General features: G+C 74.1%; 6 protein-coding genes. All 6 read right to left on the reverse strand.

What is annotated here, in order from left to right; all coding sequences use genetic code 11:
- Nucleotides 1–19: 19 nt before the first annotated feature.
- A complete protein-coding gene (locus tag ACFV4N_RS31390) occupies nt 20–2,524 on the reverse strand; it encodes an ABC transporter permease (protein ID WP_499676250.1) in 2,505 nt (834 codons plus the stop codon).
- Nucleotides 2,525–2,528: 4 nt separating this feature from the next.
- Nucleotides 2,529–3,281, reverse strand: coding sequence for an ABC transporter ATP-binding protein (locus tag ACFV4N_RS31395; RefSeq protein WP_499676251.1), 753 nt, complete (start codon nt 3,279–3,281; stop codon nt 2,529–2,531).
- Nucleotides 3,282–3,553: 272 nt separating this feature from the next.
- A complete protein-coding gene (locus ACFV4N_RS31400; RefSeq protein ID WP_499676252.1) occupies nt 3,554–6,532 on the reverse strand; it encodes a helix-turn-helix transcriptional regulator in 2,979 nt (992 codons plus the stop codon).
- Between the two features lie 46 nt (nt 6,533–6,578).
- Nucleotides 6,579–6,710, reverse strand: a complete 132-nt coding sequence (locus tag ACFV4N_RS31405) for a hypothetical protein (protein WP_499676253.1) — start codon at nt 6,708–6,710, stop codon at nt 6,579–6,581.
- Between the two features lie 153 nt (nt 6,711–6,863).
- On the reverse strand, nt 6,864–9,179 hold the full coding sequence (locus tag ACFV4N_RS31410) for a chitinase C-terminal domain-containing protein (RefSeq protein WP_499676254.1): 2,316 nt from the start codon (nt 9,177–9,179) through the stop codon (nt 6,864–6,866).
- A 107-nt stretch (nt 9,180–9,286) separates the two neighbouring features.
- On the reverse strand, nt 9,287–12,136 hold the full coding sequence (locus tag ACFV4N_RS31415) for an AfsR/SARP family transcriptional regulator (RefSeq protein WP_499676255.1): 2,850 nt from the start codon (nt 12,134–12,136) through the stop codon (nt 9,287–9,289).
- Between the last annotated feature and the right edge of the window lie 440 nt (nt 12,137–12,576).

Here is a 12,576-nt window from a genome sequence, read left to right on the forward strand (position 1 = left end):
GGGTGCGGGCCGCCGCGGTTCACGCCTCGGCGATCCCCGCGATCACCGAGGTCCGCGCGGCGCGCCGGGCGGGCAGCGCGGCGGCCAGCACCGCCGCCACCACGGCGGCCGCGAGCATCACGCCCAGCTGCCCGAACGGGACGACCAGGTCGATCGAGACGTCGTCGGAGGAGATCGCCCGGTTGATCACCCAGCCGAAGCCGACGCCCAGCCCCAGGCCGATCGCCGCGCCCATCAGGGCCATCAGGACCGACTCGACGACCAGCATCAGCCGGAGCTGCCCCTTGGTCAGGCCGAGCGCCCGCAGCAGCGCCGACTCGCGGGTCCGCTCGAGCACCGACAGCGTCAGCGTGTTGGCGATGCCGAACAGGGCGATCACCACCGCCAGGCCGATCAGCGCCCAGATGAACGCGAGCACCTGGTCGAGCTGTTGGCTCAGCTGCTCCTTGGTCTCGGCCGCGCTGTCCAGGACCGCCAGCGGCGAGGCGTCGGTGACGGCCTCGATCGCCGCGCGGCCGTCGGTCGCGCCGTCCCGGAGCTTGATCATGACGCTCTCGTAGCCCTCGGCGGCCGACCCGAACCGCCGTGAGGTCTCCAGGGTCATCACGCCGTCGGCCAGGCGGTTGCCGGTGGCCACGGCGACCACCCGCAGCGACTCCTCGCCGCCGTCCTGGCCCTTGACCACGAGCGTCGAGCCGACCGACAGGCCCTCCTGCTCCGCGTACTCCTGGCGCACCACGACCGTGCCGTCGACCAGGTCGTCCAGCGAACCGCTGATCACGGCGGGCCGGAACAGGCTGCCCAGCGCGTCGCGGCTGATGCCGGTGAAGTACGCCCGGTCGCCGTAGACGGTGGTGGTCGGCGCGACCTGCGCCACCTGCGGCACGGCGGCGAGCTGGTCGACCAGCTCCTGGGGCAGCGGGCGGTCCCAGACCGACGAGGTCACCGTGTAGTCGGCGGGCATCCGCTCGTCGACCTGGGCGTTCGCGGTCTCCCGGGCGCTGTTGGCGACCACGGTCACCAGGGACACGATGGTCACGCCGATCATCAGCGCGGCGGTGGTCGCGGCGGTGCGCTTGGGGTTGCGGCCGGCGTTGGCCGAGGCCAGCTTCGCGGGCACGCCGAACAGCGCCCGCGGCAGCGCGCCCAGCACCCGGTTGACCGGGCCGACCAGCAGCGGGCCGAGCACCAGGACCGCGCCGAGCAGCGCCATCGTGCCCGCGCCGCTGATGTAGGCCGCGGACTCCTCGCCGTTCAGGCTCAGGCCGAAGGCGATCGCGCCGACGCCGCAAGCCGTGAGCAGCACGGCGGTCAGCACGCGCAGCACGCTCGTGCGGGCGACCTCCTCGCCGCTGTCGAGCTGGCTGCGCAGCGCGGCCACCGGCGCGACCCGGGTCGCCTTGCGGGCGGGCAGCACCGCGGCCAGCACGGTCACCAGCGTGCCGACCGCGAACGCGGCGGCCACCGTCGTCACCGACACCGGCAGCAGCACCTCGCCGGAGCCGCCGTCGAACGAGTTGATCACCTTCTGGAGCAGGGCCGACACGCCGAGCCCGCCGAGCAGGCCGATCACCGACGCCACCAGGCCCATCACCACGGCCTCGGCCAGCACCCCGCGGAACACCTGGCCGCGGCTCGCGCCGACGCAGCGCATCAGGGCCAGCTCGCGGGTGCGCTGGGCGATCAGGATGGTGAAGGTGTTGTAGATGACCATGGACGCGACGACCAGGGCGATCAGCGCGAACGCCAGCAGCACCGTGGTGAACTCGCCGGCCTGCGAGCTGATCCGCGCCAGCTGCGCCTGCGTCATCTCCTCGCCGGTCTGGAAGCGGAGCCCCTCCTCGCCGAGGGACCGGCGCAGGTCGTCCACGAGCTGCTGCTGCGCGACGCCGGGCGCGGCCACGACCACCACCTCGTACGGCAGCCGGTCGCCGCTGAAGCCGGCGAAGGCGGCGGGCGGGAGCACCACGTGGTCACCGCCCATCAGCACGGCCTCGGAGCCGCCCTGCGTGTAGGTGCCGACCAGGGTGAACGAGCGCCGCGCGTCGTCCTCGCCCAGCAGCTCGACGGGTTGGCCGAGGGCGAGCTTGGAGGACTCGGCGGTGCGCTCGTCGACCGCGATCTCGTCGTCCGCGGTCGGGTAGCGGCCTTCCTTGAGGTCGTACTCGCGCAGCTCCGGCGTGGTGGCCAGCGGCACGGCGTAGGCCTGCCTGGCCTTGCCGTCCTTGGCGATCAGCGGCACCGGCACGGCGCTGCGCGGGTCCGCGCCCGCCACGCCCGGCGTCCGGCGGATGGCCTCCAGCTGCTCCGGCGTGATGCCCCTGGCGTCGGTGTCGCCGGAGAGGGTGACCCCGGCGTCGACGTTGCGGGCGCTGCGGGCGAACTCGTCGCGCAGGCTCGCGTTCATCGCGTCGCCGAGCACGAGGGTGCCGGTGACGAACGCGACGCCGAGCGCGATGGCGATCGAGGACAGCACGAGCCGCGCGGTGCGGGCCCTCAGACCCGCGATGATCGTGCGCAGCATCAGGTCACGCCCCCAGGTGCTTGAGGGCGGACAGCACGGAGTCGGCGGTGGGCTCCTGGATCTCGCCCGCGAGCCTGCCGTCGGCGAGCAGGACCACGCGGTCGGCGTAGGACGCGGCCACCGGGTCGTGCGTCACCATGATCACCGTCTGGTTGAGCTTGCGCACGGACATGCGCAGGAAGTCGAGCACCTCCGCGCCGGAGCGCGAGTCCAGGTTGCCGGTCGGCTCGTCGGCGAACACCACGTCGGGGCGGGCGACCAGGGCGCGGGCGCAGGCCACGCGCTGCTGCTGGCCGCCGGACAGCTCGCTGGGCTTGTGCTTGAGGCGGTCGCGCAGGCCGAGGACGTCCACGATCGTGTCGAACCACTCGCGGTCGGGCTTGCGGCCCGCCAGTTCGAGGCCGAGCAGGACGTTCTGCTCCGCGGTGAGGGTGGGCAGCAGGTTGAACGCCTGGAAGACGAAGCCCACGCGGTCGCGGCGCAGCTTGGTCAGCTCCTTGTCGCCCAGCGAGGTGATCTCCGTGCCGCCGATGTGCACGGTGCCGTCGTCGACGTTGTCGAGCCCGGCCAGGCAGTGCATCAGGGTGGACTTGCCGGAGCCGGACGGCCCCATGATCGCGGTGAACCGACCTGCCTGGAAGGCGACGCTGACCCCGTCCAGCGCCCGGACGGCCGTGTCGCCCTTGCCGTACACCTTCACCAGGTTCGCGGCCGCGGCGGCGGTGCCGGTCCCGATGTCGGACACCAGTGCGGACATGCTCCCTCATTCCCTAGACCAATCGAACTGGGAACGAAGCTATGTCCCCCGCGCCTCACCAGTCGTCACCCCGCCGCCCGACCTCCGCTTCACCCCCCAGTCTGACCACCATCCCCCTCCAGTCTGACCCGCGAGTCGTACCTCCAGACCCACCGTGTCGTACCTCCAGGACCCCCGAGTTCAACATTCACGCACCCGGCGGCCGACGCGAACATGCAACTCGGGGGTTCGGAACGTACGACACGGTCGACCTGGACGTACGACTCGCGGGGTTAGTCGGGGAGGGTCAGGAGGCCCTGGTCGAAGGCGTTGGCCACGGCTTCGGCTCGGCGGGTGGCGCCCAGCTTGGCCATGATGCGGCTGACGTGGACGCTCACGGTCTTCTCCGAGATGAACAGCTCCTCGCCCACCTGGCGGTTGGTGCGGCCGCGGGCCACCAGTTCCAGGACGGCTCGCTCGCGCGGCGTGAAGGGGTCCACGCGGTCGCGCGGGACGTTGTCCTGCAGGGAGATCCGGGCCCGGCGCGCCACCACCGTCAGCGCCGAGCGCAGCGGGGCCGCGCCCAGGCGGTCGGCCACCTCGCCCGCCGCCCGCAGCTCGACCACCGCCTCGTCCCGCCGGTCCGCGCCCAGCAGCGCCTCGACCAGCCGCCACCGGCACACGGCCTGCTCGAACACCGAGCCGTAGGCGAAGCCGTCGACCGCGTGGCGCCACAGGTCGGGCGAGCCGGGGCCCGTCAGGCGGGACTCCTCGGCCGCCGCGCGCGCCAGCCACGCCCGGCCCTCCGGTCCCAGCTCACCGGTGCGCGGCGACCCCAGCTCCGCCGTCGCCCGCGCGTAGGCCAGCAGCTCCCGGCCGGCCGCCACCGCCGCGCCCTCGGCCTCCCGCTCCCGCCGCCGGCGCGCCCGCGCGGCCAGGTCGGCGTGCCCGGCGATGCCCAGCGCCGCCAGCCTGATGCCCGCCAGGAACCACTCGCCCTCCTGCCGCGACCACTCGATGGCGTCCGCGACGCGCTCCACGGCCACCTCCGGCTGACCCCGCCACAGCGCCAGCTCGGCACCCGTGCCGCCGGTGATCAGCGCGATCTGGAGGTCGCGGTGCCAGTCCGAGCGCAGCTGCCCGATCATCCGCTCCGCCTGCTCGAACTCGCCCCGGCTGACCGTGACGTGCGTGCCCGCCGCCGCGATCCGCGCGGACACCGTGCTCGAGACCCGCAGGCCGGGCGGCTCGGCCGCGTCCGCCGCGTCGTCCCACTCGCCGGTGTAGTACTTGGCCAGCACCTGGAGGATGCGCAGCTCCAGGCCGAAGGAGCTCCACGTCAGCCCGTTCTCCTTGGCCCGCGCCACGCCCTCGTCGGACACCCGCGCGGCCTCGGCCAGCTCGCCCAGGTCGTAGTGGTGCAACCCCAGGTAGTAGCGGGCGCGCAGCTCGGTGCCCGCCGCGTCCGCGCCCATGGCGCACGACACCGCGGAGGTCAGGTGCTCCCGCGCCCGCGACATCTCGCCCGCGGGCTCCTCCAGCAGGCCCAGCGTGGTCAGCGCGTCCGCCACGGCCGACTCCGCGCCCGACGCGCGCCCGTCCGCCACGGCCAGCTCGGCCCGCTCCCGCGCCTCGGCGTACTGCCGGACGTGCCGCAGCTCGGCCGCCCACACGGCCAGCACCCACGCGCGGGCGGGTGACGCGGGCCGGTCCCGGACCAGCCGCCACGCCTCCTCCACCGCCCGGTAGCCCTCGTCGTCGTGCCCCTCCAGCACCGCGCACGCCTGCGCGTAGCGCCGCCACACCTCCGCCGCGCCCTCCGGGTCCGACGGGTCCGCGATCCGCGTGCCGGTGCGGGCGAACGCGAGGGCCCGCTCCGGCTGCCCGGCCGTGCCCGCCGCCCAGGACGCCCGCCGCACGAGCACCAGCTCGGTCACGTCCTCCGGCCGCGCCTCGGCGGGCACCGCCGCCCACAGCTTCAGCGCCTGCTCCAGGTGCCGCAGCGCCTCGGCGGGCGCGCCGGCCGCCTGCGCCTCCCGCGCCGCCTCCACCGAGGCGCGCAGCGCCCGCGGCAGGTCGTGCGACTCCAGGCTGTGGTGGGCCAGCGCCGCCGCCACGCCGCGCCCGCCCGCGGACGCCAGCCGGTCCGCGTACGCGGCGTGCAGCCGCACCCGTTCGCCGGGCAGCAGGTCGCCGTGCACGGCCTCGCGCAGCAGCGCGTGCCGGAACGTGTAGACCTCGCCCCGCTCGACCAGCAGCACGTGGTGCTGCACCGCCTCGCGCAACGCGCCGTCCAGCGCCACGTCGTCCATGCCGGCCACGTCGCGCAGCAGGTCGTGCCGCACCGACCGGCCGCCGACCGACGCGACCCGCACCACGTGCTGCGCGTCCGCGCCGAGCCGCTCGATGCGGGTCAGCAGCACCTCGGCGAGCGTCCGGGGCACCCGGCCGTCACCGCTCGCGACGGCCGCGATCAGCTCCTCGGCGAAGAACGGGTTGCCGTCCGAGCGCTCGGCCACCTCCAGCACCACGTCGTCGGGCAGGCCGTCGGACAGGGCCGTGACCAGCGACCGCGCGTCGATCGCGCTCAGCGGGGTCAGGTCGAGCCGCCGCACGGCGGGCAGCCGGACCAGCTCGGTGAGCAGGGGCCGCAGCGGGTGGCTGCGGTGCAGGTCGTCGGAGCGGTAGGTGGCGACCACCAGCAGCCGCTGGGCGCGCAGCCGGGACAGCAGGAACTGGAGCAGGTAGCGGGTCGAGGCGTCGGCCCAGTGCAGGTCCTCCAGGACCAGCAGCACCGGCCGCCGCTCGGCCAGCTCGCCGAGCAGCCCGTGCACCGCGTCGAACAGCTGGAGCTGGCCCACGTCCTGCTCGGGGCGGCGGCCGACCAGCACGGACGGCAGCCCGGACACGGCGCGGCTGCCGTCGTGACCGGCCGGCAGGGCCAGTTCGGGCAGCAGCAGCCCGAGCGCGGGCCGGGCGGCGACGTCGAGCAGGCCGGCCTCCCGCAGCTGCCCGAGCGCTTCGGTGAAGGGCAGGTACGGCAGGCCGGTCTCGCCCACGTCCAGGCACCGGCCGGTCAGCACGAGCGCGTCGCCCGCCGCCGCGGCCAGCTCGTCGACCAGCCGCGTCTTGCCGACCCCCGCGTCGCCCGCGACCAGCACCGCACCGGCCTCGCCGCGGGCCGCTTCGTCGAGGGCGACGCGCAGCCTGGTCAGCTCCCGGCCGCGCGCCACCAACGGAATTCCGGAACCGAGGCGTGCCACACCAGGCATGTTGTCACACCTCAGACGGCCGCACGGGGTTGATTCCCGGCCGCCGTCACCTCGCTGTTCGCCACCACGGGGCGCGCTTGGCCACCTCCCTGCGGGCACGGGCGCGCGCGGCCTCCTCGCGCAGCGCCGCCTGCCGGTAGTCGATCTCCGCCTTCAGCGCTTCCGGCGTCCACTCCACGACTTCCTCCTCGTTGTCCGTTGACGAGGAGGTTCGTCCTGAGGCCGGTGGGGGGACATCGGTCGTTCACGTGGTCCGAGGGGGTGGTTCCCTTACCCGCCGCCGTAAGGGGTGGGCAGGCGGCGGGTAAGGGGTGTTCGGAGGTGCTGAGGGTCAGCAGGCGCCCAGGTCGCGCCACACACCCCACTCGCCCGTGGTGCCGGGCTCGTCGCCCTGCGTCCACCACTTGGCCTGCCAGCGCTTGCCGCCGTGCGAGACCTCGTTGCCGCCGTTGTAGACCTTGGCGCGGTCCCACGCGGGCGCGGTGCAGCTCGGCTGCTGGCTGGTCGTGGTCGTGGTGGTCGAGGTGGGGTCGGGACCGCCCGTGCCGCCGCGCGGGTGGTCGGAGGCGATGGCGTAGGACTTGCCGCCGAACGTGAGCTTGAAGTTCGACGGCGACGCGATCGGCAGCTGGTAGCTCAGCGCGACCTCGACCGAGGCGCCCGGCGCCAGCGACTGCCACGCGGGCAGGGTCAGCTCGACGTGCTGGAAGTCGCCCTTCAGCCCGCCGACGTTGGGGCCGGAGTGGCCCTTGGCGGTGACCCGCAGCCCGAACCCGGACTGGTCGGACATGCTGCCCGGCGCGCTGGTGCCGTAGTCGAACTCGACCTTCGTGCCGCCGGGGATGGTGGTGGTCGAGTTGTTGGCGATCCTGAGCTTGGGCGTGATCGGGTAGTTGTTGTCGCCGAGCGCGAACCCGGAGACGGTGGCGGACACGTTCAGCACGTCGGCCGGCGCGGTCCCGGAGGCCTTGCGGTTGCCGTACGGCGCGGCGCCGCGCAGCCCCTCGTCGATCTTGGTCAGCAGCGTGTCGCCGACGGTGTACTGGCCCTTGGCCGCGTCGAAGCGGTAGTCGCCGGCCAGCTCCCAGATCATGATGCCGCCGATGCCCTTGTCCGCCACGTACTTCGCCTTGGCCGCGATGGACTGCTCGTCCTCAGTGGACAGGAAGACCTTCTTGTCGGCGTTCCACAGCCACGGCGCGGTGAGCGTGCTGTCGTAGGACCTGCGGTAGGTGCCGGTGAGGCGGTCGGTCGGGTCCTTGGCCGGGTCCAGGCCGTGCTGCGCGAGGTAATCCGGCGTGATGCCGTTCTCCAGGTTCTTGGCGTGCCACATGGGGTTCACGCCGCTGGGCACCTCCGCGCCGCCCGCGGTGCTGTCGTGCCACAGGTTGTCGATGCCGACCGCGCCGTTGCCGCACGGGGTGGTCGAGCCGACGCTGGAGCCGGTGCCGGGCGGGCACTTCGTCTGGTCCGGCAGCGCGGCGCGGCCCCACAGGCCGTTCGTGCCGCCGGTGACGCCCTGCCAGCCCCGCGTGTAGAACGGGACGCCGATGTTGATCCGGCCGGCCTGCATCGCGCCGCGGTAGTAGTGGTAGGACCAGTCGGTGTTCAGGTAGCCCATGCCCTCGTACTGCGGCGCGGTGTAGACGCCGCCCGCGGCCAGCTCGCCGTCCTTGCCGTCGTCGTACAGGGCCGCGTTGGGGCCGACGAAGTGGTTCCACGAGCCGTGCAGGTCGTAGGACATGATGTTGAGGTAGTCCAGGTACCGGGTGACCTGGTACGCCTCCTGCCCGCGCAGCAGCCAGCCCGAGGCGGGCACGGCCGCGGTGAGCAGGTAGTGCCTGCCGTCCTGGGCCGACGCGCGGTCGAGCTTCTCGCGCAGCGCCTTCATGATCTTCTCGTAGCCCGCCCACAGCGTGCCGCGGTTGGCGTTGGAGATCCAGAAGTCGTCCGGGTTGCCCGCGTGGTTGTTCGAGGTGGCGTACTCGTAGTCGATGTCGACGCCGTTGAAGCCGTACTGCCGGATGAACGCCACGGCCGAGTCGGCGAACGCGTCGATGGTGGCCTGGGGCTGCGCGCCGAGCTTGTAGAAGCCGCCGCTGGCGTTGCGCGTGCCGTCGGGGTTGAGGAAGCCGCCCGTCTCGGCCCAGCCGCCCACGGAGATCAGCGTCTTCACGTTCGGGTGCTGCTTCTTGTGCTTGTTGAGCAGGTTGAAGTGGCCCTTGTAGGGCAGGGTGGGGTCGAGTTCGACGCCCGGCCACGTCATGCCGGTGGCGGGGTTGTCCGGGCCGTCGGGGCCGACGGACACCTGGTTCTGCGCGTTGACGTGCGCGAACGCGTAGTTGAGGTGGGTGACCTTGGTCCACGGGATGTCGGAGGCCAGGTACGCGGGCGTGCCGTTGCGCCCGGTCCGCCAACTGGAGAAGTAGCCGATGACGCGGCGGGAGTGGCCCGCGCCCATCTGCTCCCGGCCCTCGGTGTCGTAGACCGAGCAGTACGGCACGGCGACGCCGGGGGTCTGGTAGAGGCCGTCGGGGCGGCACTCCTCACCAGCGGCGGCGGCCGTGTTCGGGGACAGGACCGCGACGGCCAATCCGGCCACCGTGGCGAGGGAAGCCAACAGCGGCAACAACTTTCTTCGGGACACGACGGGCACCTCCTGCACCAGGCGGCGGCCTCGACGCAGCGTCGTGAACGTAAATAGGTCTAGACCTTCCTGTCAATAGGTCCAGACCACTCGACCGATCACGCGGCTCAGACCGCGGTGGCCGCCCGCGACCGCGCCAGCCGCGCCCGCACCTGGTCCGCCTCCGTCGCGTTCAGCTCCGTGAACAGCGCCAACGCGCGCTGCCAGTGCGCCACCGCGCCCGGCTGCCCCTGCCGGTCGAGCACCACCGCCAACCGGTCGTGCGCCACCGCCTGGTGGTACGGGCTCGCCGCGGCCGACGCCACCGACAGCGCGGTGCGCGCCGACGCCAGCGCCTCCGCGCCCTGCCCCGACTCCAGCAGCACCATCGCCAGGTCGGTGTGGCACGTCGACTCGCCGCACTGCTCGCCGACCTCGCGGTACATGCCCACGGCCGTGCCCAGCCACGTCCTGGCCTCGTCGTACCGGTGCGACGCCAGGTGCAGCAGGCCGAGGTTGTGGTGCGCGTTCGCCTCGGCCCACCGCGACCCCGCCAGCCGGCTGACCTCCAGCGCCTCCCGGTAGGACGCCTCCGACTCGTCCACCCGGCCCAGGCCCTGGAGCATGTCCGCGACCGTGGTCAGCGCCCGCGCCTGCGCGTTCGCGTCACCCGACGCGCGCGCCACCTCCAGCGCCTCCCGGTGCCGGGCCAGCGACTCGTCCACCCGCCCGAACTGCGCCAGCGCGATCCCGGAGTTGAACAGCATCACGAACTTCGCCTCGGGGTCGCCCAGCTCCGTGGCCGCCTTCAGCGCGGTCTCGGTGGTGCGCAGCCACGTCGACCGGTCGGCCCTCAGCCAGAAGAACCGCGACAGCGTGTAGGGCAGCTGCCACGCGTGCACCAGCCACGCCCGGTCCGCGCCCTCCGCGGCCAGCTCGGCGGCGGCGATGACGTTGACCTGCTCGGCGTCCAACCACGCGAACGCCTCGGCCGAACCGGCCAGCTTCGGCACCTCGGCGGGCGGGTTCTCGGGCGCCACCCGCACGCTGTTGCCCCGCGCCACCGGCAGCCGGCCGTCCGCCAGGTCCGCGCAGTGCAGGTAGTAGTCCAGCATCAGGCCGGTGGCCGAGCGCCGCTCCTCCGGCCCCAGCTCGGCCGCCAGCGTCCTGGTGTAGACGCGCACCAGGTCGTGCGCGACGAAGCGGCCCGCCTCGTTCGCCGAGAGCAGGTTCGCGGTGGTCAGCGCGTCCAGGGCGCGCTGGGCCTCCGAGACCCGCACGCGCGCCATCGCGGCGACCACGAACGCCGTCACGTCCGGCCCGGGGTGCAGGCCCAGCAGCGCCAGCAGGCGCGCGGGCAGCGGCGACAGGGCCCGCCGCGAGGCGTCCAGCGCCGCCCGCACCGTCGAGTCCTCGTCCTCCAGGCCCAGCGCGGCGAGCCGGCCGTGCTCGTCGTCCAGCTCGGCGACCAGCTCCGACACCTTCAGCGCCGGCGACACCGCCAGCCGGGCCGCGGCGATCCGCAGCGCCAGCGGCAGCCCGTCGCACAGCACCGCCAGCCGGCGCAGCGCGGCGGTCTCCTCGCCGTCCCGCCCGGCCACCCGGCCCACCACGGCCACCGACGCGTCCAGGTCCAGCATGTCCAGCTCGACCAGCCGGGCCTCGGCGTGCGCGACCAGGCCGACCAACCGCCGGCGGGACGTGACCACCACGCACGACGGCGGGCCGGGCAGCAGCGGCAGCAGCTCGGTCGAGCCGCGGGCGTTGTCCAGCATCACGACCATGCGCCGGTCCGCGATGAGCGTCCGGAACAGCGCCGACCGCTCCTCCACGGTCACCGGGATGTCCGGCGACGGCACGCCCAGCGCGCGCAGGAACCGGTTCAGCACCTCGCCCGCGCCCAGCGGCTCCCGGTTCGGGTCGTAGCCGTGCAGGTCCACGTAGAGCTGGCCGTCCGGGAACTCCTCGCGCACCCGGTTCGCCCAGTGCAGGGCCAGCGCCGTCTTGCCGACGCCCGCGGGACCGGTCACCACCAGCACCAGCCCGCCGCCCGGGTGCTCCGCCAGCAGGCCGTCGAGCCGCGCCAGCTCCGCGTCGCGCCCGATCAGGGACACCGACGCGCGGGGCAGCTGCGCCGGCGTGATCGGGACCGGCTGCACCGGTCCCGCGGCGGGCAGCACCACCGGCCTGGTCGGCGGCTCCGGGTTGTCGCCCGACAGCACGGCCTGGTGCAGCTTGCGCAGCTCCGGGCCGGGTTCCACGCCCAGCTCCTCCACCAGCACCCGGCGGGCCTCGCGGTAGGCGGCCAGCGCCTCGGCCTGCCGCCCGGCCTGGCACAGCGCGCGCATCAGCAGGCCGTGACCGCGTTCGCGCAGCGGGTGCTCGGCGACCAGCGAGGCCAGCGCCGGGACCTGCTCCGCGCCGCGCCCGATGAGCAGCATCAGCTCGGCCCGCTCCTCCAGCACGGCCAGCCGGCGCTCGACCAACCGGCCGCGCTCGACCTCGGCGAACAGGCCGGCGACTCCGCCCAGCGGCTCGCCGCGCCACAGGGCCAGCGCCTCCTCCAGCGCGGTGGCCGCCGCGACCAGGTCGCCGGACGCCCGCAGCCGGTTCGCGGCCACGACCCGGCGCTCGAAGTCGTCCAGGTCGACCGCGCTCGGCTCGACCCGCAGCAGGTAGCCGTCGCCGACCGAGGTCAGCAGCTCGGCCGGCGCGCGGCGGGCGCGGCTGGGCTCCAGGGCGCGGCGCAGGCCCGCCACGTAGGTCTGCACGAGGTTGACCGCGCTGCTGGGCGGGTGGTCGCCCCACACCGCCTCGATGATCTGGTCCCGGCTCACCGGGGTGTTGCGGGCCAGCAGCAGCACCGTCAGCACGGCGCGCTGCTTGGCGGCGCCGAGGTCGACCTCCTCGCCGCCGCGCACCGCCCTCAGCAGGCCGAGCACCTCGAACCGCAAGTGCTCCCCGCCGCCCTTGTCCACCGACCGATCCCCTGCCGAAGTACCTCGCCCACGACGAAGCCTAGGAGATCACTTCAGTCCGGCTCCAGTCGTCCTGTAGCCGCATTCTTACGCTAAGCGTGTCCGACCAACCACACAGGGCGAACCCCGGTGGGGGAGGTTGGGCCAGACGGCGGAACACCCGCTGGTCTCCAAGAACGACGAGGGCGTGCCGGCGTGCAAGGGGCATCCAGCCCGCGGCGGCGGAACGCCGGCCCGCCCTCGTCCCTTGAACCACCGGAGCGGGCCACCCGGTAGGGGGTGGCCCGTCTCCTCTGCCCTCCCCCAGTGAACGGGGCCGTGGTCGGGACCGGACCCCCGCACCAGGCCCCGACGCGTCGCGCCGGCGCCCCCCGGCCCACGCCCCCACGCCAACGCGCCCACCACCCACACCCCCGCCGCCTAGCCCCCACCCCCCGCCC

It is taken from the genome of Actinosynnema sp. NPDC059797 (genome assembly GCF_042732085.1).
Taxonomy (GTDB): Bacteria; Actinomycetota; Actinomycetes; order Mycobacteriales; family Pseudonocardiaceae; genus Actinosynnema.

Excerpts from the sequence above, each read along its gene's own strand:
- ACFV4N_RS31390 (WP_499676250.1), bottom strand. The coding sequence starts at position 2,524 with ATGCTGCGCACGATCATCGCGGGTCTGAGGGCCCGCACCGCGCGGCTC.
- ACFV4N_RS31395 (WP_499676251.1), bottom strand. The coding sequence starts at position 3,281 with ATGTCCGCACTGGTGTCCGACATCGGGACCGGCACCGCCGCCGCGGCC.
- ACFV4N_RS31400 (WP_499676252.1), bottom strand. The coding sequence starts at position 6,532 with ATGCCTGGTGTGGCACGCCTCGGTTCCGGAATTCCGTTGGTGGCGCGC.